The sequence below is a fragment of the Pseudarthrobacter sp. NamE5 genome (assembly GCF_005796225.1).
Lineage (GTDB): Bacteria > Actinomycetota > Actinomycetes > Actinomycetales > Micrococcaceae > Arthrobacter.
Genome location: NZ_VAHO01000001.1, coordinates 175,435 through 195,773 on the forward strand (window position 1 = coordinate 175,435; position 20,339 = coordinate 195,773).

Genomic DNA, 20,339 nt, shown 5'->3' on the forward strand with positions numbered 1-20,339 from the left:
CGCCCGGGACAGCCGAAGCTTCCGGGACCCGTGCTGCCGCTGCAAGGGTGGGAGGCCGGTTGGCTGAACTCCATGAGCTGCCGGCCGTCGCCCTGCAGGACCAGCTGCGGCAAGGAAAGGTGTCGGCAACGGAAGCCACGGCCCATTTCCTGGCCCGGATTGAGCAGCAGAACCCGCTGCTAGGGGCGTTCATCAGGGTGACGGCGGACCAGGCAATGGACCAGGCCCGGGCCGCCGACGGCCGGCTGTCCAACACCCCGGCGGAAGAACTGCCGTTGCTTCACGGCATGCCCCTGGCATTCAAGGACCTTACCGACATGGCCGGAGTGGTGACAACGCACGGGAGCGCGGCGCTGGACCACAAACCTGCGCCCAGCGACGGCCCCTTGGTTGCCCTGCTCAGGGAAAGGGGCGTGGTCCCGCTGGGCAAGACGCAGGTTCCCGAATTCGGACTGACTGCCTACAGCGAGAACCGGATCGCGCCGCCGTCGCGCAATCCATACGCGCTGAGCAGGAGCTCAGGCGGCTCCTCCGGCGGCACCGCCGCTGCCGTCGCCGCCCGGCTGCTTCCTTTCGCACCGGGAACGGACGGCGGTGGGTCCATCCGTATTCCTGCAGCCGCCTGCGGCCTGGTGGGACTCAAGCCCGGGCGTGGCCTGGTTCCCGCCGGCGAAAGCCTGGGAGACCCGGCCCGGCTGGTGGTGGCAGGCCCGATCGCCAGGACCTCGGCCGACGCTGCACTCATGATGGACGCTTTGGTGCCGGTTCCCGAAAGTGCCAGCCGCGGGCGCGGTAAAGGGGAGGCGGGCTACCTCGCCGGCGTGAAGGAGGAACCGCCAAAGCTTCGCATCGGCGTCACGCTGGACAGCCCGTGGTCCGGAACTTTTCCCTTCAGCCCGGGGCAGGAAGCGCTGGACGCGCTCGAGGCGGGGCGGAAGCTTCTGGAACACGCGGGCCACGCCGTCGCTGAAGCAGGCATCCGCTACGACAATAGGTATCCGGACGCCTTCACCACCGCCTGGACTGCCGCGGTGGGCAGCGCCCGGATCAGCCCGCACCGCGAACTTCTCCTGGCCCCGCTGACCCGCACCTTCCGGCGGCGTGCACAGCAGCGCATCCCGGCCAAGCTCACTGACGCCCTCGCGTTCCTCCGCAAATTCCAGCAGGACACGCTGACCCAGTACGCACAGTGGGACCTGATGCTCATGCCGGCGCTGGCGCAGACACCCCGCCCGGTTGGCTGGTTCACCGGCACCATGCACGGCGCAGACCGCTGGCCGGCAGCCCAATGGCCAGGGGATGCCGATGGCGACTACCGCAAGCAGTGCGAATACGCACCGTGGTCCTCCATGGTCAATGTTTGCGGGCTGCCCGCCATTACCCTCCCTGTCCACTGGACTGGTGGACAGGTTGGGCAGGGGCTGCCGATGGGCATCCAACTGGTGGGACCTATGGGGTCGGAAGCCCTGCTGCTGCGGGTGGGCAACCAGTTGGGGTACTGATTCCGGGATGAGGGGCCTGGAATTGTTGACCTCCGCCTAACCCGGGCTTAACTTACATGTAATCCGGCAGGAGCAATATAGAGGTGCGTCGTTCTCGCGCACCCTCGCAAGGGGCCAGCGCTCAATGAGGAGTTGCCCTATGAATGCTGAAAGTTCCCCATTCACGACCGGCCAGGCACCGCATCGGGCCGGTGATGCCCGGCGGGACCTGAGCAATCCCAATGTCCGCGAAGACCTGGCGGAGAAGGGACGGTGCGGCCTGGTCCACCTGCCCACCGGGCGCACTTGCCTCCTCCCCCTCCGGCACCACGGGCCGTGCGAGTTCCACCGCCCCCAGGAAGCGGAGGACATGGCCAGGGGAACTTAGTTCCTCCCGCTCCAGCCACCGCGGACCGGCCGCATCGCGGCATGCCGCACGCCGTACCAAAAGCTGCCGCACAGGTGTCGACTCCGCCGCCAAACCGGAGGACGATTAAAGGGCAGTCACTGTTAGGAGGTCTGTGATGTGCTATTCATCCAGCAAGGACTTCGGCTGGGGCATCAGGAAAGAAGCTGATCCCAAGCGCGAAGCACAGCAGGAAACCCCGGTGGAAACTCCGGAGAAGCCGGTCAAGTCGCAGGACTTCACGTTCTGGGCTTTCCCGAACTGGCCCAGGACGCCGAAGCCCCGTACCCCCTCGGCCGAGCGGAGCACGGAGAGGGTTTGACACTGTCCCGGCAAAGTCAACGGAAGGGTCTTCACTGAAGGCCCTTCCGCGCGTTGTGCTGAAGTACCCCTCGCACTATGGTGGAAACATAAGCATGCTTAGTATTGGCACGCGTTGATCAGCACCTGACGAAGGGAACCAGCATGAGTACCGGAAACTACCCATCTGCCGGACAGCCGGAGCCGGGCCGGGAAACGCCATCAGCTGACCGGACTCCGGGCAGCTACGGCAATGCCCCCTCCTACTCATCGGATGCGGCAGGGGTTCCGGCCGGGGGCCCTGCTGCGGAGCAGTCCGGCGGTGCAGCTGAGCGCCGTGTCACCCGCACCGGGGTCATCTGGGCAGCCGTGGTCGCCGCCCTGGTGCTCCTGATCCTCCTGATCATCTTCATACTGCAGAACCAGGAGCTGGTGCTGGTGAAGTTCCTGGGATTCGAAGGCGCCGTCCCGCTGGGCATGGCTCTGTTCATCGCCAGTGTTACCGGGGGCGTGCTGGTTGCCGCCGCCGGCGGCGCCCGGATTCTCCAGCTCCGTGCCAGTGCACACCGGGCGCGCGCGCGGCAGCGGCGCTAGCCGTAGGCAGGTCCGGCGCGGGGGCAAGCTCCCGTGCCGGACCTTTTTTGTGTCAGGACGACTGTTGACCCCGCCATCCGGCGAACTTAAAATTCTGGGCACTGGACTTGCATCACTGCACGGGCCTCCGACGGGACTGTCCCGCCCGGCAGCCCCGATCGTGCGGGCGCCGGGCGCCCCTCACATCTTTCCCATACCGGGGTTCCAACCCTTCACGTCGGGAGCACTGACGGTGTCTACAGTTCACAACATTAACCGGGAACAGGAATTACAGCAGGTCCTGCACGGGTTGCGCGGGAGGCTGGCAGGATCCCTGATCGAACCCCCGGATCCCACCTATGACGACGCGCGTGCGGTATGGAACGGGATGGTCGATCTCCGGCCCCGCGCCATTGCCCGGGCAGGGAGCACAGCCGACATCGACGTCGTGCTCGATGCTGTCCGGCGCACCGGTCTGGCTTTAGCGGTCCGGGGCGGCGGCCACAATGTAGCAGGGCACGGCACCGTTGACGGCGGACTGGTGCTGGATCTCGGAGCGCTGAAGCGCGTGCAGGTGGAGGCGGCTACCAGGCTTGTGACGGTGGAACCTGGAGCCACCCTTGCCGATGTGGACCGGGCCACGGCCCATCACAACCTGGCCGTGCCGCTGGGAGTGATCAGCGGCACCGGCGTTGCCGGGCTGACTCTGGGTGGTGGCGTTGGCTGGCTGACCAGGTCAAACGGCCTCAGCCTCGACAACCTGGAGTCGGTGGACGTCGTCACCGCCACGGGCGAGCACCTGCACGCCAGCGGTCAGGAGAATGCGGAACTCTTCTGGGGCCTGCGCGGCGGCGGCGGAAACTTCGGCGTGGCCTCCTCCTTTACCTTCCGGGCCCGGTCCCTGCCGCCGTCCCCGCTGGGCGGCAACCTGTTCTACCGGCCTGGCCACTGGCGCGGTGCCCTGCTCGCCTTCGCCCGCTGGACCCGGGACTTGCCGGACGAAATGAACCCGATCATGTCCTTCCTGGTGTTCCCGCCCGAGTTCGGGATGGGCAGCGATCCCTGGATGATCATCGGCTTCGCCTGGGTTGCCGGGGACCACCAGGCCGGTCTCGCACTTGTGGACCAGCTGCGGGCAGACGCTCCGCCGGACGAGCAGGAGGTAGGACCGACGTCCTGGCTGGACTGGCAGAGCGCGATGGACTCCGTGTTCCCCAAAGGCTCCCGCGGCTACTGGAAAAACTTGTCCTTCTCCCGGCTGGACGAGGAGGCCGTGGACGTCCTGCTTGGATTCGCGTCCGAGCTGGCGTGGGAGGGAACCGGCATCGACATCCACCACATGGAAGGCGCGTTTGGACGGGTTCCGGAGGACGCCACGGCCTTCCCCAACCGGTCTGCCCGCTACTGGTTGAACGTCTACGGGTTCTGGCGGGACCCGGCGGAGGACGAACGGCTGACCGCTTTTGCCCGGAAAGCGTACGGGCTCATGCAGCCGTTCGCCGAGCATGGCGTGTACATCAACTTCCTGGGCGCCGAGGTTGGGCTAAAGGAAACGGATGCCGCGCGTGCAGCCTACGGACCGGAGACATACCAGCGGCTCGTAGCCCTCAAGGACCGCTATGATCCCGGCAACATCTTCCGCCTGAACCACAACATCCCGCCCACCCCGGCAGCGTGAGGGACTATTCAGCCTGGTCTAGAACGTGTAGGTGGAATTGCTGGAACTGGCAATGGAGAGCCCGATAATGGCCAGCAGCCAGAACGCGCCGTAGCCCAGCAGGCACAAATATCCCAGGACCAGCCCGGCAATGGCCATGCCCTTGCCCGCCGGCTCCCGCTTGAGCGCCATGTGCCCGGTGATGATCGCAGCGACCTGCGGGAGCAGGAGCCAGCCCATGATCACCGAAGCAATGCCGCACACCATGCTCGCGATGCTCAATGTCTTCGGCTCGGCAGGCATCCCGTAGTACGCCTGCTGGCCGTACGGGCCGGGGGCGTAAGGGCTCGCCTGCTGGCCGTACGGGCCGGGGGCGTAAGGGCTGCTTTCCCCGTACTGCGCGCCATACTGCGGGCCGGTCTGCTGCCCGTACTGCTGGCCGCGGTACTGGTTGCCGAACTGGTCTCCCTGCCTTGGCGAGCGCGGAAAATCGGGTCCCTGGTGTTCCGGGTGCTGGGTCGGCTGGTTGGTCATTGTTTCCCCCTGGATTCTTGGATTCAAGCCTACCGCGGCAGCCAGCGGCTAGCGCCCCCAGTACGGCAGCACGTACACGGCAAAAGCGGCGAAAGCCGCCAGCATCGCCAGGCCCCCGGCTCCCGTTTTGCGCTGATGCCGGGCTTTGGCGTTCCTGCCGGGCCGCGGCGCACCCCGCCCTATACCCTCCGCGGCGACGTGGCGGCCCGCGGGATGCCTGGCGTAGCTCCCGGCACGGCCCCTTCCGTTGGTGGCGGTTCCAGCACCGTCTCCGTTGACCGCCGAATTTCCGGGCTCCCTGGCCTTACCGGGCGGAAGGCCTGCTGCAGGCCGGACCACTGTCTCCGGCCGGACGCTCCGGAACGCCGTGATGCCCGGCTCCTGTTCGCGCGTGAGTTCGCGCCCGAGGTATTCATACAGCCCTGCCACCCCCTCTGGGTCGAGCACGGCCGGCAGGGCTTCGATGGCCGCGACCACCCGCTCGGTGCCGGCGACGGCGACGTCAGAGCTGGTCACGCCGAAAAGGTCCGGCTGCGCCGCCATGCAAATCACCGGGCGCACGAATCTCCGGTGCGGCGGAGCCACTATCGAGGCCACGGCCGCGCACTGCGCCAGGGCGCCCTCCACGGCTTGGGTCCGCGCATAGCGCCCCTGCCACAGCACTCCGGACGAGACGCGGACCTCGCCGATCCAGTTCTTGCGGTTCACCACCAGGACGCCGGCAGGCCCCACCAGGACATGGTCCAGGTTTGCCTTGGGCCGGCCGGGCCAGTGGACATCATGCAGCACATACCAGCCGCGGGGGACCAGCTCGTCCAGTTTGTTCCCCACTGCCTTTTCATCCACGGCGCCGGCGTCGTCCCAGGAAGTCGTGGGGCGCTCGGACCCCTCAAGCTGGCGCTTGAGCCTGGCGACCCTTTCAGCGGCCAGCCTGGACTGCTCTGCTGGCCCGTCTGCTGCCCCCATGGCTTCCCTGCTTCCCTGCCGTAAGGACGACGGCGGCCGGCCGCCGTCGTGCCTTGCTTCCGGATGGTTCCTGCGGATTTTCCGAAGGTAACAGGGCGTGCAGGCGCCGGTATATAAGTACTTTTGGTGCGCTGTACTCAGGTTGGCTACTCGCTTGATGACGTTCTTCCGTCATAGGCCGGACACAGGAGTCCGGATACCGGGCCGGTCGTTTTGACTCCGGCCGCCGTCTGGCATGCTGGTGGCATGGCTAGCCGAGCGGGCACAATCGCCCAACCCCAGGACCTTGTTGACATCTCTGCGCTCCTCGATGCGTACTACGACATCAGCCCGGACCTGGGTGATCCGGGCCAGCGGGTGGTATTCGGAACCTCGGGACACCGCGGATCCAGCCTTAAGGCGTCGTTCAACGAAAAGCACATCGTCGCCATCACCCAGGCAATCGTGGAGTATCGCGCTGCGCAGGGCGTCACAGGACCGCTGTTCCTCGCCAAGGATACGCATGCCCTGAGCGAGCCTGCTCAGAACTCGGCGCTTGAGGTGCTGGCCGCCAACGGAATCCAGGTCCTCATCGACGCCCGCCACGGCTACACCCCCACCCCGGCCCTGAGCCACGCCATCCTGACCTATAACCGGAACGCCGGTCCCGGTGCGCCGCAGGCAGACGGCATTGTTGTCACGCCCAGCCACAACCCGCCGGCGGACGGCGGCTTCAAATACAACCCGCCGCACGGCGGACCTGCCGACTCCGATGCCACGGGCTGGATCGCCAACCGCGCCAATGAGCTGCTCGAAAATGGCCTGCGCGGGGTGAAGCGCATCCCACTGGCTGATGCCCAGGCCGCGGACAGCACCGGCAAGTTCGACTTCCTCAGCAGCTACGTGGATGACCTTCCCTCAGTCCTGGACCTGGACGCCATCCGTGAGGCGGGCGTCCGCATCGGGGCGGACCCAATGGGCGGTGCCTCCGTTGACTACTGGGGCGAAATCGCGGAACGGCACCACCTGGACCTCACCGTGGTCAATCCCACCGTGGACCCGCAGTGGGCCTTCATGACCCTGGACTGGGACGAGAAGATCCGCATGGACTGCTCGTCGCCGTCGGCCATGGCTTCGCTGATCCAGCGGATGTCTGACGCAGCGGCATCAGGCCAGCCGGCCTTCGATGTAGCCACCGGAAACGATGCCGACGCTGACCGGCACGGCATTGTTACCCCTGACGGCGGCCTAATGAACCCTAACCACTACCTCGCCGTCGCCATCGACTACCTCTACCGGAACCGCAGCGGCTGGAACCCTGCCTCCGTGGTGGGCAAGACCCTGGTGTCCTCCTCCATCATTGACCGGGTGGCCGGGAGCCTGGGCCGCAAGCTCGTGGAAGTACCCGTTGGCTTCAAGTGGTTCGTGCCCGGCCTGCTGTCCGGCGAAGGGGCGTTCGGCGGCGAGGAATCCGCCGGGGCTTCCTTCAACAAGAAGGACGGCAGCGTCTGGACCACGGACAAGGACGGCATCCTGCTGGCCCTGCTCGCCTCGGAAATCACCGCTGTGACGGGCAAGTCACCCTCCCAGCTGTACAAGGGCCTGACCGACCAGTTCGGCGCTCCCGTCTACGCCAGGATCGATGCCGCCGCCAGCCGTGACCAGAAGGCCAAGCTGGGCAAGCTCTCCGCAGCCGACGTCACCGCCACGTCCCTGGCAGGCGAGGAGATCACCGCCAAGCTCACGAAGGCCCCCGGCAACGGCGCGTCCATCGGGGGACTGAAGGTGGTCACCGAGAACGCGTGGTTCGCTGCCCGCCCGTCCGGCACGGAGGACGTCTACAAGATCTACGCCGAGTCCTTCAAGGGCGAGGAGCACCTCAAGCAGGTCCAGGCCGAAGCCAAAGCGCTGGTGGACAGCGTCATCGCCTAGGCTTCTGCTTCGGCTCGGGTCCACAGATTCAAAACGCGCCGGACGGTGCGGTCACCGTCCGGCGCCATGTCCACCAGGGCGATCCGGTCAAGCACGACGGCGTCGCCAGGGTTCAGCCGCTTGTCACCATGATGGGAGACGTGGGGCCGGTAGCCGGACCTTGTGTGGGCAGGTGTCAGGACCCTGCCGCCGAGGGCTTCAACTGCGGTAACCAATTGCTCGTGCAGGGTCTGCAGGTCCGGGTGCGGATAAACCAGGCTCACCGGCACGGAGCCGTTCCGGCCGAACCCCGCGTCCTCCCCCACCGCTAGTTGTGTACCCAGGGCTGCCAGCGCTGGAGGCGCGGCCAGCCCGGCTACGCGGCCGGCGGGGTCGGCACCTGCAGGACTGCCGACGTCGAACCTCACCAGGGTGATGTGCAGCGGCCATTCCGTCCGCGGGAAAACCCCGCCTTCGGCCACCGGCTCGACGAACGCCACGAAGATCAGGTTCCGCATCGGCATAGCCCCAGTCTCCCACTCCCCCACGGGCGCCCCATCACTCAATGCCGTTTGAAAAACGACGCTCTCTCACTTAACGCGGTTTAACCTCTGACGCTCTTTCACGGGTGAGAGAGCGTCAGGAAAAAAGGCGCATCAAGTGAGAGAGCGTCGGAGGGGGTTAGACGGTGCGGACGACGTCCTCGTAGGCGAACTTGGGCTTGGCTTCGCCCCAGGCGCCCTCTGCGGGGAGACCAATGTTGACCACCAGGAAGCTCTTCTGGTCGCCGGCCGGGAAGAATGCCTCGTCGATGGCGCCGAAGTCTGCGCCGGTCATGGGTCCGGCGGCAAATCCGAGCGAGCGGACGGCGAGGATGAAGTAGCCGGCCTGCAGGTGGGCGTTGTTGTTGCCCGTGGCGGCGGTCAACTCAGGGTTGGCGTCGTACATGGCCTTGGGGGCGTTGTAGCCGGGGAGGAAGTTGTCCCACTGCCCGGCCCAGTCCGTGTCGTAGCTGAGGATGGCCACCAGCGGGGCCGACGCAGTCTTGGCGCGGTTGCCCGGCATGAGAGCGTCCACCAGCTTGGCGCGGGCCTCATCCGAGCGGACGTAGGTCACGCGCAGGGGCTGCGAGTTGAAGGCAGTGGGGCCGAACTTGGCCAGTTCGTAGATGGCCTGTGCCTGCTCGTCGGTGACCTCTCCGGTGAAGGAGTTGGCGGTGCGGGCCTGGGTGAAAATGGCGTCGACGGCGGCCGGATCGATGACTGCTTCTTCGTGGGCGATGGTCATGGGGTTACCTTTCGCTGCGCCTCCCCGCTTGGCCGGGGTGGCCTCGTTGCTTTCGATACTTGCAACTTCAACCAGGTTCTGGCTCTTCCCATGACGCCGGGTGACGTTGGCCACAGCAGGCAGCGGCAGGAGCCGGGCGGTATTCTGGTCCCAGATAATTTTCGCCCGCAGCGGCATCCCCCTTGAAAGGCCTCCGCCCATGAGCATGCTCGGAATTAAATGGAAGCTGCACGGCACCGGCAAGTCCATCAAGCCAGGCCACGTGGTGGCTCCAGATGAGCGGCTCGCCTGGCCGCTGACCGTCGGCGTGGGCATGCAGCACGTCGTGGCCATGTTCGGCGCGACCTTCCTGGTGCCCATCATCACCGGGATGCCGCCGGCCACCACACTGTTCTTCTCCGGCATCGGCACGCTGCTCTTCCTGGTGATCACCAAGGGCAGGGTCCCCAGCTACCTCGGCTCCAGCTTCGCGTTCATCGCTCCCATCATGGCCTCGCAGCAGCAGTTCGGCGTGCCGGGGGCGCTCGGCGGCGTGGTGCTGGCCGGCGCGGTCCTCGCGCTGGTGGGCGCGATTGTGCAAAAGTTCGGTGCCGAATGGATCAACCGGCTCATGCCGCCCATTGTCACCGGCGCCATCGTGGCACTCATCGGCCTGAACCTGGCCCCCGCGGCAAAACAGAACTTCGACGCCGCGCCCATCACCGCCGTCGTCACCCTCGCCACCATCATCCTGGTCAGCGTCCTGTTCCGCGGGATCCTGGGCCGGCTCAGCATCCTGGTAGGTGTGGTGGTTGGCTATCTGGTGGCCATGCTTCGCGGCGAGGTGAGCTACGAAAAGATGGAGGCCGCCGCCTGGGTGGGCCTGCCGCAGTTCCAGACCCCCGAGTTCCATATCGGCGTTCTGGGCCTGTTCGTGCCCGTGGTCCTGGTGCTGGTGGCTGAGAACATTGGCCACGTGAAGTCTGTTGCGGCCATGACCGGGCAAAACCTCGACGGCGTCTCCGGGCGTGCGCTGATGGCCGACGGCGCCGCTACCGTCCTGGCCGGTGTCGGCGGTGGTTCCGGCACTACCACCTATGCAGAGAACATCGGCGTCATGGCGGCCACCAAGGTGTACTCGACGGCGGCGTATTGGGTGGCAGGAATATTCGCCATTCTGCTCAGCTTCTCACCCAAGTTCGGCGAGCTGATTGCCACAGTTCCGCCGGGCGTGCTGGGCGGCGCCGCCACCATGCTCTACGGGATGATCGGCATTCTGGGTGTGAAGATCTGGGTCCAGAACAAGGTGAACTTTTCGAACCCGGTGAACCTGACCACCGCGGCCGTGGCCCTGATCATCGGCATCGCCGACTACACCTGGACCATTGGCGACCTCAAGTTCACCGGCATCGCGCTGGGCTCTGCCGCCGCCCTGGTGATCTACCACGGCATGAAGGCCATCGCGAAGGCACGCGGTACGGTAGCCGAGCCGGAGACGGAGCAGGCCGGCCTTCCGCCGGCGGTTAAGGCAGCAGTCAATGCAGCCGCCAGGCGGTCACCGAAAAAGCGGTAACCCCCGGCTCAGGCCACCTTGCCAGGGTTCTCCCGCCGGCGTTCGGAACGCGCTGCCTGGCCCGGCTTTTCCACATGGACAGATGGGAACTGTTCCCTTCCCTGCAGCCTCCCGGCGGGATGGCCGGGAGGGAACGGTCCCGGCCGGCCCAGTCCGAACACCGGGGAGGGCTGCGGCCGCTTTGCCACCAATGCGTCCTCATCCACGCTGTGCGGCCGGAGGCGCTTTAACACCCACGGAACAAAATACTGCCGCGCCCACACCAGGTCCTCGGCCCTGGCCTGTTTCCATCCGTGCGCGGGAAGCGGCCGCGGTTGCAGGGGGTGGAGGGGATGGTCCACGCCGAGGGCGTTGAGGGTGGCGACGGCTACGCTGTGGTGACCCAGCGGCGAGAGGTGCAGCCGGTCCGGGTCCCACATCAGGGCATGCTGGAGTTCCGGCAGGCACCACAGATCCACCATGATGGCGTGCCGCCGCGCTGCGATGGCGTGGAGGTGTTCGTTGTAGACAGCCATGCGCCCGCGGATCTTGCTGAACACCGGCGTATTGCCCCAGTCAGGCCCGGCAAAGAGGAGCACGGTAGCCCCGGTCCCGGCCAGTACCTGCACCGCGTGGTCCATTTTGTCGGCAAGCTTGTCCGGGTCACCGCGCCGGAAGATGATGTCATTTCCGCCGCCGGACATAGCCACGAGGTCCGGCCGCAGGGCCAGCGCCGAATCCAGCTGCCGGTCCAGAATCTGCTGGAGCAGCATTCCCCGGACCGCAAGATTGGCATAGGCGAAGTCCGGCTGGCCGGCGCTCAGTTCCTCCGCCACCCGGTCGGCCCAGCCCCGGAGCCCGCCCAGGCTGCGCGGTTCCGGGTCGCCCACGCCTTCGGTATACGAATCCCCCAGCGCCACAAAACGGCGCCACGGATGCTGCCAGGTTCCAAACTCCGGATCCGCACGCCGCACCTCCGGATCCCCACATTGCCCGTGCAGCTGCACGCGAACTTCTTCCGGCCGCTGCTCCTGCTTCTCCGCAGTCATGCCGTCCTCCCTTCCGCCGTCGGCGGCAGGTCCGTGTCCGCTCCGCCTCCTGCGCGGCGCAGCTCGTCCGCCTCGTGGTCCAGTTCGGCAGGAGGCACCACGCGGAAGTCCGCCACTCCCTCGGGGCTTCCTGGCCCCAGCCCGGAGGGCTCACTGCCCGCATCCGCGGCCCGGGCCCGCTGCTCACGCCCGGGACCGGGCGCGACGATGTTCAGGGCAGCACCCCGAAGGTCAAGCTCGTGGTGCAGTGCCTGGGTCTGCAGGAACCGGAGGGCGCCTTCGCGGCTGAGCCCGTACTCATCCATAAGGCTGCGCACCGCCAGGTCCACCAGGACCAGGGAACTTTGCACGACGGCGATTCCCGCCGTCGCCTCGGCCCGCTCGGCAACCCGGACCACCACGCGCAGCGCACGTGCCACCTGCCGCGCATAACTGCGGCTACGGAGCAGGTCGTCACTGGAAAAGGCGTGCGGAAAGGCTGCATACAGGTTGATGGCGGCACTGGTTCCACCTTCGGACGCGATGGGCACCGACAGGAGCGACTGGACACCGTGGCCGGCGGCCGCATTGGCGTAGCCGGGCCAGCGGCGGTCCCGGCTGACGTCGGACAACAGTACGAATTCGCCGCTGCGGAGGGCCTCCATCACGGGCCCGTCAGCGAAGGAGCACTGCTCCCGGTCCGCCTCGCGTGCCTTTTCCGTACCGGCGGCAACGGTGCGTGCCTGTCCCAGCCGGAAGAGAGTGGCGGCCCAGCTGATGCCGCGCTGGTCACCCTTGATGTCCGCCATGAAGTCGCGCGTGACCTCCCAGAGGTAGGTTTCGACATCCTTGCTGTCGAACACCTGCTCCGGGGGTACTGGAAGGGGTTTCCAGCCGAGCTGCCCTGCGGGTTCAGCGGCCATGTTCCACGCCTTGTTGGGAGCGCCGCGGCCTACTGCAAAACCTTGTATTTACAGAATACGTCCCGTGCGCCCTTCAAGGGAGGGGCAGTGCGGAATCAGCCCGCCTGCTCCCGGTTCAGCACGATGTCGTACGCCTCCACCCGCCGGTCCGTCACCGTGGTGGGCGCCTCGAGGTGGACGGCGCCGGACGGCAGGATCCCGGCGCCGCCGAACCTTTCCATCACCTGCCACTGCGCCACGACATCTTCGCCTGCGTGGTTCGCAGGCAGCATGGTCCAGAAGCTGAATCCGCCGGCGGCGTTGAGCGCGTCCCGCCGGTACATGGCGCAGCCACCCAGCCAGGCCACCCGGTAGGGAACCCACTCGCCGGGCTGCAGGGACAGGTCGGCGCCCAGGTGGCTGAGGTTCGCCGCGCTGTGAAGTGGCCAGCGGTCAAAGCCCGGTTCACCGGGGCGGATGCGTTCCGGCGTAACAGGGCCGTCCCAGGCTTCGAAGACCGCCGTCTGCTCCGGCCTCCTGTCGTCCAGGTAGGACAGGCCCTGGGGTGCCATTCCCACGAAACCGCAGTCCAGCTTGTCCAAGGCGATGCTGAGCCGGTCCAGCGCTCCGGGTTCCAGCCAGACGTCGTCGTCCAGGAACAGGCATTTCTCCGCGGTTGACTGCTCCAGCAGGAACTGGCGGTGTTCCGCCAGCCCCCGCCGCGGCAGGTGGCGGAGAAGGGTGACCGGACGGCCCTGGGCTTCGAGGACCCGCACCATGGCGGCAGCAGCAGGGTGTTCCCAGCCTGGTGCGCCGGTTGACTGGTCACTGATAACGACGGCGAAGGCCGGCTCGGTCTGTCCGGCAAGTCCCGCCAGGGTCACGGCGAGTTCCGCCGGACGGTTGCAGGTGGGCAGCAGCACGTCCACGTCTACCTGGCCCGGCACGCCACTACGGCGCGCCCATTGTTCTGAAGATCTTGCGCTCACGCCCACCCTCCTGGCGCCTGCATCGGCATAGCTAGCGAATGTGTTCGTCGTTCCTGTACCCACGTGGCCCGGATGTATGCCCGGCACGCCGAAGGCCTCCGCCCTGGGATTCCTAACGGATCGGGACGGAGGCCTCCTGGTGTGCAGTTCAGCAGGCGCGCTGGCAGCCCGGCTCCTGCTTAGCCGGCGTCAAAGCTTTCACCGCCGTCGTCGTTCGGTGACTTCTCCTCAGGGAGGTCATTGCCGCTGCCGTCAGGAATCCCCGCAGCTTCCTGCCCTGGTTCAGAGGACACCGGAGCAGATCCCTGGGAGTCGTCGTTGGACTCGTCGAGGTCGGCTTCACCGGAGGGAAGGTCCACGTCGCGGGGCACCGGGTCCCCGCTGGTTTCCTGCTGCGGCTCGTTGGTTCCCACGCTGTCCGAGTCACTGGCGCCGCCCGCCTGTGTGCTGTCTGCCGAGTCCTGGATTCCGCCCATTTCCTGCTCGGCGGTGGGAGTGCCGTAACCGCCCGAGTCCGTTTCCGGCTGTGCGTGCTGGTTTTCCTGCGTCATAATTCCTCCTGTTGTGCGTTGGATTGAGCTGAACTGGGAGCTGGCCTGTCAGAGCGCCTTGCCGCCGGTGACCGGCAGCACTGCCCCGGAGATGTAGGAGCCGTCCTCCGAGGCCAGCAGCACGTATGCCGCGGCCAGTTCGGCGGGCTGGCCCGCGCGCTCCAGCGGCGTGTCCTGGCCGAACTTGGGAAGTTTTTCCGGCCATTCCGTGGCGGGAATCAACGGTGTCCAAATGGGCCCCGGAGCCACCGCGTTGACCCTGATCCCCTGGGGACCAAGTTCCTGTGCCAGTGCCTTGGTGAACGCCACCTGCGCGGCCTTGGTCATTGCGTAGTCGATCAGGCCCGGGGAGGGATTGAAGGCCTGGACCGATGACGTGGTGATGATCGAGGCGCCTGGCTTGAGGTGCGGAACAGCGGCCCGCGCCGTCCAGAGCAGCGAGTACAGGTTCGTCTTGAAAACCCGGTCGAACTCCTCGGTGGGCAGGGTCTCCAGGCTTTCACGGTTCTTTTGGTATGCGGCGTTCAGCACCACGACGTCAAGCCGGCCGAACTCGGACACGGTTTCCTCGACGATGCGCGTGCTGAATTCCTCCTCACGCCCGTCCCCGGCGAACAGGAGGGCACGCTGGCCGGCCTTCCGGATCCAGTCGGCGGTGTCCTGGGCGTCCTCCTCTTCTTCAGGGAGGTAGGAGATGGCGACGTCGGCCCCCTCGCGTGCAAAGGCTATGGCTGCGGCCTTGCCAATGCCGGAATCACCGCCGGTAATAAGCGCGGCCTTGCCCTGCAGCTTTCCGTGGCCCTCGTAGCTGAGTTCTCCATGGTCAGGCTTGGGTTCCATCGGCGCCGTGAGGCCGGGCTGCTTCTGTTCCTGTTCCGGGAACGGGCCCGAGTGGTAGCCGCCCCGCGGGTCCTTTGGCTGGTCTGTTTGCTTCTGTGTGTCGCTCATAGTCCGCCTGCTCACTGTGTCGGTTTTTCGAAGAGCTCCGCCATGCACCGGCTCCTCGAAGCTATCCCGGCCGGAGGAGCAAAGTCCACCGCCCAGTTCGAATAATCAGTAAACTTATCAAATGTTGGCTTTGGCGCAACGTCAACCTTGCTTCTGGGTAGGGAAAGAGTAGAAAGAAACCCCCCGGGGGCGGCAGCGGAAGGAGATGCAATGTCCGAGGTGGAGGATTACACGGGCCGAACGGGCAGGAACGAAACCCGTGAGGAACAGCTGGACCGCAACTGGGCTGAGCTGCTCCAGGAGATGCGGGTCCTGCAGATGGGCGTGCAGATCCTGGCCGGCTTCCTGCTGACCCTGCCCTTCCAGGAGCGGTTTGAAGACCTGGATGAATTCCAGGTGAACCTTTACCTGACGAACGTCGTCATCGCCGCGCTGACTACGGCACTCATCCTCCTGCCGGTCAGCGTGCACCGGCGGCTCTTCCGCAAGCGACTCAAGGAAACACTGGTTTCCAGCGGAGACACCATCGCCAAGTTGACCCTTGCCGGCATTGCACTGCTGAGCGCGGGAACGGCAGCCCTGGTCTTTGACGTCACCGCCGGACGTTCGGCAGGGCTCACCGCCGGCGGAGCGCTGATGGCAGTGATGGTGATTCTCCTCGTTTACGTCCCCATCCACCTGAACAGGCGCGCTGCAGCAGAGGCGGCACCAGCCAATTTCAAACAGAAGTGACCCCGGTCAGTTCCGGGTCTGCTCCCAACGAAAGGAAAACTGTATGAGAAACATCCTGAGAAGTGCTCTTTTTGCCCTGCTGGTCATCTCGGCGCCGGCACTGCCGCTGGGGGCGGCACACGCGTCGCCGGCCGGGGGCTCCGCAACGGCCGCTGTGCAGACGGGTTCGGGATCCTCCGGAGGGGCGTGGGCGATGACTGCTTCATCTCCCACGCCTTCTCCCGGGGATACCGCCTCCACGGGCCCCGCGAACCCGGGAACCGGCGAATCGGCACAGAATGAGTCCACCCGGCTCGACTTCGCCCCGTGGGTCATCGGCGGGATAGCCCTGGCAACGCTGATCGTGGTGCTGATCTGGCGGCGCCGCCGCAACACCACCATCGTTTAGCTGCTTACGCGCCCTCAAGTACCTGGCTTGTTGCCCAGGCCAGGTACTTGGCGGCGTTGGCCAAGGCGTCCTGAGGGCTGGGTGCCACGTCCAGCAGCTGCGCGGCAGCCACTACCCCATGCCCCGCGAGGTCTTCGGGCGTGACCAGGATCCGGCCGGCCACCACAATCACTGGAATTCCGCGCTCCCGGGCGGCGTCAGCCAGGGCGATGGGAGCTTTCCCGGTCAGGGACTGAGAGTCCATGGAGCCCTCACCGGTGATCACCAGGTCCGCCGCGCCCAGCTGCGAGGCCAAGCCGGTAAGCCCGGCCACCAGCGCGAAGCCGCCTTCCAGCGTGGCACCGGTAAAGGCAAGGAACGACGCCGGGAAGCCGCCGGCGGCGCCGGCCCCCGGGACGTTCACGTCCCGGCCCGTAGCTTGGCGCAGGACGGACGCCCAGTTACGCAGCCCCGCGTCGAGCAATTCTGCTGCGTCCGGGTCCGCACCCTTCTGCGGAGAGAAGACGTGCGCCGCGCCCGTTGGCCCGTACAGGGGATTGCGGACGTCGACGGCAATCCGGAAGGTGGTGGCTGCAAGCCGGGGGTCCAGGGCGCTGGCGTCAAGCGCGACGACGTCGGCCAGTGAGCCGCCGCCCAGCGGAACCACGTTGCCGGCGGAGTCCAGCGGCTTCAGGCCCAGGGCGCGCAGGGCACCGCTGCCGCCGTCGGTCATCGCTGATCCGCCGAGTCCCAGCACAATTTCCGTGGCCCCGGCGTCCAGGGCAGCTGCGATCAACTGTCCGCAGCCATAGCTGTGTGCGCGGAGGGCGTTCTCCGGGGTGGGCTCCATGCCTGCAAGGCCGGAGGCCTGCGCCGTCTCGATGACGGCGGTGACCTTTCCGCCGTTATCCTTCCGCAGGGCCCACGCGGCACCAAGGGGCGCCAGGATCGGGCCCACGACGGCGTTCAGCCGCTCCTCGTAGCCGGCAGCCACTGCCGCTTCGAGTGTACCTTCGCCGCCGTCGGCTATGGGGAACTGCGTGGCTACGGCGTCCGGGTAAACCCGCAGCGCGCCCTCGGCGATGGCCGCAGCCGCCTCAGCTGCCGTCAGGGAACCCTTGAACTTGTCCGGAGCAATAAGAATGCGCATGCGACCATCATGCCAGCAGCCGCGTGGAAAGCGCTTGCCAAATCCGTAATCCGGACAGGAAGTGAGCCGACTGCTGGATAGCTCCTAGCCCTCGCGCCACTCGTGGCTGGTGATGTGTGATCCTGCCTGCGGCCCCATTTGGAGCATGCCGCCGTCCACAGGCCAGGAGGCGCCGTTGACGTAGCTGGAACCGGGCGAGGCCAGGAACGCGATCACGGCGGCAATTTCCCGGGCATCACCGGGCCTGCCGACCGGGACGCCCGGCCTGTCCTTGGACGTTGGATCCTCATCCTCCTGCCCGGTCATGGGGGTGGCGATCTCGCCGGGGGCAACCGTATTGGCAGTAATCCCATATTGGGCAAGCTCGAGGGCCAGCGTCTTCATGAGTCCACCCAGGCCGTGCTTTGAGGCGTCGTAGGCGGACGATCCCACCCGGGGCTGGAATTCATGCACGCTGGTGACCGCGATAAGCCGCCCGCCCCTGCCGGCCCGGACCATCCGGCGGGCAGCCGCCTGCAGGCAGACGAAGGCCCCGTTGAGGTTGGTATCCAAGGTTTCCATCCAGCGGTCAATGTCCATGTCCAGGAACTTGGTGCTCTCGCCGGTGCCCGCGTTATTGACGAAAACGTCAACGCCGCCCAGCTCGGCAGCCAGTTCTTCGATCACGCTGCCAGCGGAGCGGAGTTCGGTGGTGTCCAGCTGCCGCACCACGGCCTTGCGTCCCAGCCCACGGATTTCTTCGGCCGTGTTTTCCGCCCCGGCCTTGTCCGAGTGCCAGGTGACGCCCACGTCCATCCCTGCCCGGGCGAGGGCCACGGCGGTGGCCTTGCCGATACCGGAGTCCGACGCGGTGACGATGGCGGTGCTGGGGGTGAATCCTGCGGTGTCCTGCATGGTGTCAACCTTTCCTTGGAACAAGCGGGGCAGTCGGTGATGCGTACGGGTTCGTGGCAGCGCCGGTTAGGGTGCGTGGTGATGGCAGCGTCAGGCAGCGCCGCGTGTCACGCAGGACGGCGGAGCTCCGGCGGCGGGTAGCCGCCATCCTGCGAAGGCTGCAGTTCGCTCGGCACGGCCCTCAGCGGGACGGCGAAGGTTACTACCTGCCGCCCACTCGGATCATCGGCCGACCTCACCGTCAGGCTCCTGGTTCCAGGCGGCACCGAGGGAGTGAACACCTGCAGGTTCCGGGATCCCAGGGTGGCGGAATCCCGGAATGAATACTCTGTGCCGAAGTGGTCCTGGAGGATGATTCGTGGTTCCGGACCGCCGCCGGACGCCAAGTGGATGTTAACCACCAGGCCGGTGGCCCAGATTTCGACTGAGAGGACGGTGAACTCCGTGGACCGGGTGACATGCCGCCCGTAGGTGGGTGGCAGCAGCATCTCGCGGAGGTCGCCGGAGGGGATGAGTTCGCGCATGGCAGTTCCTGTATGTTCTGCGTCCGCCGTCACTGGACCGGCGCCGGCGGGTGGGTCGGTGCTGGACTGGGGCGGTTGGACGGTTGCGGCTTAGGCGTCTTCCCGGCCGGGGTTTTCGAGCCGGAAAAAGTTTGACTGTTGGCCGTCGCTGCGTTGTTCCTGGTAGATGAAATTCAGCTGGCGGGCGTCGAAGGTTTTGAACCATTCCTCCCAGCTGATGTGGCGGAGCTTGTCATCATCGCCCCCGAAGTCGATCCGCAGCACTCCCAGGTGGTCACCGTGCTCGGTGCCTTCCACCGTGGCCGGAACGCCGTCGCGCTCTTCAGCCCACTGCCGGATCACTTCGTGGTGCGTGGTGACCAGGCTCCGGCCCTCGCGCTCGGGTTCGTCCTCCGTTGAGGTGACCTCCTGTGAGTACTTAAGGGACTTGGATGACTCCGGCCCGGTCCGCACCTTGCCCTCGTCGGGTCCGGCGCCCAGGTCTTCTTCATCCCGGTCCGCTTCAGCTTCGCGGCTCTTGTTGCCCTTGTCCTGCGCCATGGATGGCCGTCCTTTCCCCTGGGGCTCCAACTAGTAAGTCTACTTACTATGTAGCCTCCCGGCCGGGCTCCCTGTCAAGGGCCCGCGGGGCTTCCGGCGGCTTCCCGCAGGCGCGACACAGGCGGAGCGGCGGATCAGGCCCGCGGGCGCAGCACCGCGAAGTATCCCGGCACCCGGCTTTGCCCGTCAACGCCGGTCAAGGGATTTGTTTCAATAGCGACCTCACCGTCCACCAGGAGTTCCCAGGTTTCCGGCGGAAGTGCCCGCGAGCGCTCTTCCGGTCCGAAATGGCCGGGCATGGGCAGCCCGCGGATGGCCCGCTCCAGCGGTGCCGGGATCTTCCGTGCGGTGGCACCAAGGTGGGAAACGTACTCCACCGGGTTGCCCTGGAAATTGGTCTCGGCCAGGAAGACTGTGCCCCGGCTGCCGGTCAGCAGCCGCAGGTTCTCCACCAGCGCAGCCTGGTCGGCCGGGTCCAGGACATGGAGCACACCCCGGATGAAGACGTTGGCGCCGCCGTCGCCGGCCAGTCCCTCCGCCGCACCCGTCCGGGTCATGTCCCGGGCCTCGAAACGGATACAGCCCGCGCTCCCACCGGCCGGCGTAATGTCCGCCGCAGCCTGGGCACTGGCATGGGCAACAGCGTTCGCGGAGACATCCACTCCAATGACCTCGGGAAAGACTTCCGCCAACGCCCTGGTGAAACTGCCGTGTCCGCAGCCTACGTCCACCACGGGCAGTTCCGGGTCCAGGTACCGCAGCAGCACATCCTTGTAGCCAAGGAACTCATGGTCCGTGCCCGAGTCCCACAGGACTTCATCACCGGAGCCGGTTCCCCGTATCCCCGCCCAGTAGGTGTCCCACGCCAGTGGCCGGTTCTTGGGGGCAGAGCGGGCCAACCGCATGAGTTTGGGGATCATCAGGTACTTCGGCAGGGCGGAAAAGGCTGATTTTGCGGGGGAAGGCTTCGCTGGGGAGGGCACAGATCAAATATAAGTGCCTGATCAAGCGGGAAGCGGATGGCCGCCCTTTATTGCAGGCGGCGTGCCTGCCTGCCGCTTCGTGAAGCCGACCACACTGTATCCCCCT

At 66.5% G+C, this 20,339-nt stretch carries 23 protein-coding genes; 9 read left to right on the forward strand and 14 right to left on the reverse strand.

Annotation, left to right across the window (positions count from 1 at the left end; genetic code table 11):
- The first annotated feature begins 59 nt into the window (after positions 1 to 59).
- The 5 genes from FDW84_RS02040 to FDW84_RS02060 all read left to right on the forward strand — a co-directional run bounded on the left by FDW84_RS02040 (position 60) and on the right by FDW84_RS02060 (position 4,438).
- The gene (locus tag FDW84_RS02040; RefSeq protein WP_138606060.1) at positions 60 to 1,502 is read left to right on the forward strand and encodes an amidase; all 1,443 of its coding nucleotides are present in this window, start codon (positions 60 to 62) and stop codon (positions 1,500 to 1,502) included.
- A 139-nt stretch (positions 1,503 to 1,641) separates the two neighbouring features.
- Entirely contained in the window at positions 1,642 to 1,869 is a 228-nt protein-coding gene (locus FDW84_RS02045) for a hypothetical protein (RefSeq protein ID WP_138606062.1), read from the forward strand.
- 136 nt (positions 1,870 to 2,005) lie between these two features.
- Positions 2,006 to 2,209, forward strand: coding sequence for a hypothetical protein (locus FDW84_RS02050; protein ID WP_138606064.1), 204 nt, complete (start codon positions 2,006 to 2,008; stop codon positions 2,207 to 2,209).
- Positions 2,210 to 2,352: 143 nt separating this feature from the next.
- Positions 2,353 to 2,781 carry a lipopolysaccharide assembly protein LapA domain-containing protein gene (locus FDW84_RS02055; RefSeq protein WP_138606066.1) on the forward strand — a complete coding sequence of 143 codons (429 nt, stop codon included), beginning with the start codon at positions 2,353 to 2,355 and terminating at the stop codon, positions 2,779 to 2,781.
- A 232-nt stretch (positions 2,782 to 3,013) separates the two neighbouring features.
- Positions 3,014 to 4,438 (forward strand): FAD-binding oxidoreductase, encoded by a 1,425-nt coding sequence (locus FDW84_RS02060; RefSeq protein WP_138606068.1) that lies wholly within the window; start codon positions 3,014 to 3,016, stop codon positions 4,436 to 4,438.
- Positions 4,439 to 4,456: 18 nt separating this feature from the next.
- Here the strand turns inward: FDW84_RS02060 and FDW84_RS02065 are convergent, their stop codons facing one another.
- On the reverse strand, positions 4,457 to 4,951 hold the full coding sequence (locus tag FDW84_RS02065; protein WP_138606070.1) for a DUF4190 domain-containing protein: 495 nt from the start codon (positions 4,949 to 4,951) through the stop codon (positions 4,457 to 4,459).
- A 48-nt stretch (positions 4,952 to 4,999) separates the two neighbouring features.
- Positions 5,000 to 5,917 (reverse strand): nuclease-related domain-containing protein, encoded by a 918-nt coding sequence (locus FDW84_RS02070; protein WP_138606072.1) that lies wholly within the window; start codon positions 5,915 to 5,917, stop codon positions 5,000 to 5,002.
- Positions 5,918 to 6,163: 246 nt separating this feature from the next.
- Between FDW84_RS02070 and pgm the strand changes: the two genes are divergently transcribed.
- Complete coding sequence (gene pgm / locus FDW84_RS02075) at positions 6,164 to 7,828, forward strand: phosphoglucomutase (alpha-D-glucose-1,6-bisphosphate-dependent) (RefSeq protein WP_138606074.1); 1,665 nt, start codon at positions 6,164 to 6,166, stop codon at positions 7,826 to 7,828.
- On the opposite strand, the gene FDW84_RS02080 is transcribed toward pgm, so the two are convergent.
- Positions 7,825 to 8,325 (reverse strand): hypothetical protein, encoded by a 501-nt coding sequence (locus FDW84_RS02080; protein WP_171046635.1) that lies wholly within the window; start codon positions 8,323 to 8,325, stop codon positions 7,825 to 7,827. The genes pgm and FDW84_RS02080 overlap by 4 nt on opposite strands.
- Before the next feature lie 163 nt (positions 8,326 to 8,488).
- On the reverse strand, positions 8,489 to 9,094 hold the full coding sequence (locus FDW84_RS02085; protein WP_138606499.1) for a malonic semialdehyde reductase: 606 nt from the start codon (positions 9,092 to 9,094) through the stop codon (positions 8,489 to 8,491).
- A 199-nt stretch (positions 9,095 to 9,293) separates the two neighbouring features.
- Here FDW84_RS02085 and FDW84_RS02090 point away from each other — a divergent pair, with 199 nt between their 5' ends.
- Positions 9,294 to 10,646: a uracil-xanthine permease family protein gene (locus FDW84_RS02090; protein WP_138606078.1), complete on the forward strand. Its 1,353-nt coding sequence runs from the start codon at positions 9,294 to 9,296 to the stop codon at positions 10,644 to 10,646.
- A gap of 8 nt (positions 10,647 to 10,654) precedes the next feature.
- Here the strand turns inward: FDW84_RS02090 and FDW84_RS02095 are convergent, their stop codons facing one another.
- The 5 genes from FDW84_RS02095 to FDW84_RS02115 form a co-directional block, all read right to left on the reverse strand.
- Entirely contained in the window at positions 10,655 to 11,674 is a 1,020-nt protein-coding gene (locus FDW84_RS02095; protein WP_138606080.1) for an SGNH/GDSL hydrolase family protein, read from the reverse strand.
- A complete protein-coding gene (locus FDW84_RS02100) occupies positions 11,671 to 12,576 on the reverse strand; it encodes a GAF domain-containing protein (protein WP_138606082.1) in 906 nt (301 codons plus the stop codon). Before FDW84_RS02100 ends, FDW84_RS02095 begins: the two co-directional genes overlap by 4 nt.
- Positions 12,577 to 12,671: 95 nt before the next feature.
- Positions 12,672 to 13,544: a glycosyltransferase family A protein gene (locus FDW84_RS02105; protein WP_240721328.1), complete on the reverse strand. Its 873-nt coding sequence runs from the start codon at positions 13,542 to 13,544 to the stop codon at positions 12,672 to 12,674.
- Positions 13,545 to 13,723: 179 nt separating this feature from the next.
- On the reverse strand, positions 13,724 to 14,095 hold the full coding sequence (locus FDW84_RS02110) for a hypothetical protein (RefSeq protein ID WP_138606084.1): 372 nt from the start codon (positions 14,093 to 14,095) through the stop codon (positions 13,724 to 13,726).
- Positions 14,096 to 14,143: 48 nt separating this feature from the next.
- The gene (locus FDW84_RS02115) at positions 14,144 to 15,043 is read right to left on the reverse strand and encodes an SDR family oxidoreductase (RefSeq protein WP_138606086.1); all 900 of its coding nucleotides are present in this window, start codon (positions 15,041 to 15,043) and stop codon (positions 14,144 to 14,146) included.
- A gap of 210 nt (positions 15,044 to 15,253) precedes the next feature.
- Between FDW84_RS02115 and FDW84_RS02120 the strand changes: the two genes are divergently transcribed.
- Both FDW84_RS02120 and FDW84_RS02125 read left to right on the forward strand, forming a co-directional pair.
- On the forward strand, positions 15,254 to 15,775 hold the full coding sequence (locus FDW84_RS02120) for a DUF6328 family protein (protein WP_138606088.1): 522 nt from the start codon (positions 15,254 to 15,256) through the stop codon (positions 15,773 to 15,775).
- A 43-nt stretch (positions 15,776 to 15,818) separates the two neighbouring features.
- Positions 15,819 to 16,163, forward strand: coding sequence for a LuxR family transcriptional regulator (locus FDW84_RS02125; protein WP_138606090.1), 345 nt, complete (start codon positions 15,819 to 15,821; stop codon positions 16,161 to 16,163).
- A gap of 4 nt (positions 16,164 to 16,167) precedes the next feature.
- Here the strand turns inward: FDW84_RS02125 and FDW84_RS02130 are convergent, their stop codons facing one another.
- From FDW84_RS02130 to FDW84_RS02150, 5 genes are all read right to left on the reverse strand, one after another.
- Positions 16,168 to 17,292 (reverse strand): glycerate kinase, encoded by a 1,125-nt coding sequence (locus FDW84_RS02130; protein WP_138606092.1) that lies wholly within the window; start codon positions 17,290 to 17,292, stop codon positions 16,168 to 16,170.
- Positions 17,293 to 17,376: 84 nt separating this feature from the next.
- Complete coding sequence (locus FDW84_RS02135; protein ID WP_138606094.1) at positions 17,377 to 18,186, reverse strand: SDR family oxidoreductase; 810 nt, start codon at positions 18,184 to 18,186, stop codon at positions 17,377 to 17,379.
- Positions 18,187 to 18,293: 107 nt separating this feature from the next.
- Positions 18,294 to 18,710 (reverse strand): hypothetical protein, encoded by a 417-nt coding sequence (locus tag FDW84_RS02140; RefSeq protein WP_138606096.1) that lies wholly within the window; start codon positions 18,708 to 18,710, stop codon positions 18,294 to 18,296.
- 90 nt (positions 18,711 to 18,800) lie between these two features.
- Positions 18,801 to 19,250 carry a hypothetical protein gene (locus FDW84_RS02145; protein ID WP_205754712.1) on the reverse strand — a complete coding sequence of 150 codons (450 nt, stop codon included), beginning with the start codon at positions 19,248 to 19,250 and terminating at the stop codon, positions 18,801 to 18,803.
- Positions 19,251 to 19,384: 134 nt separating this feature from the next.
- Positions 19,385 to 20,170 carry a class I SAM-dependent methyltransferase gene (locus FDW84_RS02150; protein WP_138606503.1) on the reverse strand — a complete coding sequence of 262 codons (786 nt, stop codon included), beginning with the start codon at positions 20,168 to 20,170 and terminating at the stop codon, positions 19,385 to 19,387.
- Positions 20,171 to 20,339 lie beyond the last annotated feature (169 nt).

What these genes read in the sequence shown, in the direction of transcription:
- FDW84_RS02135 (WP_138606094.1), bottom strand. Translation starts at nt 18,186, where the DNA reads ATGCAGGACACCGCAGGATTCACCCCCAGCACCGCCATCGTCACCGCG.
- FDW84_RS02095 (WP_138606080.1), bottom strand. Translation starts at nt 11,674, where the DNA reads ATGACTGCGGAGAAGCAGGAGCAGCGGCCGGAAGAAGTTCGCGTGCAG.
- FDW84_RS02085 (WP_138606499.1), bottom strand. Translation starts at nt 9,094, where the DNA reads ATGACCATCGCCCACGAAGAAGCAGTCATCGATCCGGCCGCCGTCGAC.
- pgm (WP_138606074.1), top strand. Translation starts at nt 6,164, where the DNA reads ATGGCTAGCCGAGCGGGCACAATCGCCCAACCCCAGGACCTTGTTGAC.
- FDW84_RS02150 (WP_138606503.1), bottom strand. Translation starts at nt 20,170, where the DNA reads ATGATCCCCAAACTCATGCGGTTGGCCCGCTCTGCCCCCAAGAACCGG.
- FDW84_RS02130 (WP_138606092.1), bottom strand. Translation starts at nt 17,292, where the DNA reads ATGCGCATTCTTATTGCTCCGGACAAGTTCAAGGGTTCCCTGACGGCA.
- FDW84_RS02050 (WP_138606064.1), top strand. Translation starts at nt 2,006, where the DNA reads ATGTGCTATTCATCCAGCAAGGACTTCGGCTGGGGCATCAGGAAAGAA.
- FDW84_RS02080 (WP_171046635.1), bottom strand. Translation starts at nt 8,325, where the DNA reads ATGCGGAACCTGATCTTCGTGGCGTTCGTCGAGCCGGTGGCCGAAGGC.
- FDW84_RS02145 (WP_205754712.1), bottom strand. Translation starts at nt 19,250, where the DNA reads ATGGCGCAGGACAAGGGCAACAAGAGCCGCGAAGCTGAAGCGGACCGG.
- FDW84_RS02120 (WP_138606088.1), top strand. Translation starts at nt 15,254, where the DNA reads ATGTCCGAGGTGGAGGATTACACGGGCCGAACGGGCAGGAACGAAACC.
- FDW84_RS02140 (WP_138606096.1), bottom strand. Translation starts at nt 18,710, where the DNA reads ATGCGCGAACTCATCCCCTCCGGCGACCTCCGCGAGATGCTGCTGCCA.
- FDW84_RS02100 (WP_138606082.1), bottom strand. Translation starts at nt 12,576, where the DNA reads ATGGCCGCTGAACCCGCAGGGCAGCTCGGCTGGAAACCCCTTCCAGTA.
- FDW84_RS02125 (WP_138606090.1), top strand. Translation starts at nt 15,819, where the DNA reads ATGAGAAACATCCTGAGAAGTGCTCTTTTTGCCCTGCTGGTCATCTCG.
- FDW84_RS02065 (WP_138606070.1), bottom strand. Translation starts at nt 4,951, where the DNA reads ATGACCAACCAGCCGACCCAGCACCCGGAACACCAGGGACCCGATTTT.
- FDW84_RS02110 (WP_138606084.1), bottom strand. Translation starts at nt 14,095, where the DNA reads ATGACGCAGGAAAACCAGCACGCACAGCCGGAAACGGACTCGGGCGGT.
- FDW84_RS02070 (WP_138606072.1), bottom strand. Translation starts at nt 5,917, where the DNA reads ATGGGGGCAGCAGACGGGCCAGCAGAGCAGTCCAGGCTGGCCGCTGAA.
- FDW84_RS02115 (WP_138606086.1), bottom strand. Translation starts at nt 15,043, where the DNA reads ATGAGCGACACACAGAAGCAAACAGACCAGCCAAAGGACCCGCGGGGC.
- FDW84_RS02045 (WP_138606062.1), top strand. Translation starts at nt 1,642, where the DNA reads ATGAATGCTGAAAGTTCCCCATTCACGACCGGCCAGGCACCGCATCGG.
- FDW84_RS02055 (WP_138606066.1), top strand. Translation starts at nt 2,353, where the DNA reads ATGAGTACCGGAAACTACCCATCTGCCGGACAGCCGGAGCCGGGCCGG.
- FDW84_RS02090 (WP_138606078.1), top strand. Translation starts at nt 9,294, where the DNA reads ATGAGCATGCTCGGAATTAAATGGAAGCTGCACGGCACCGGCAAGTCC.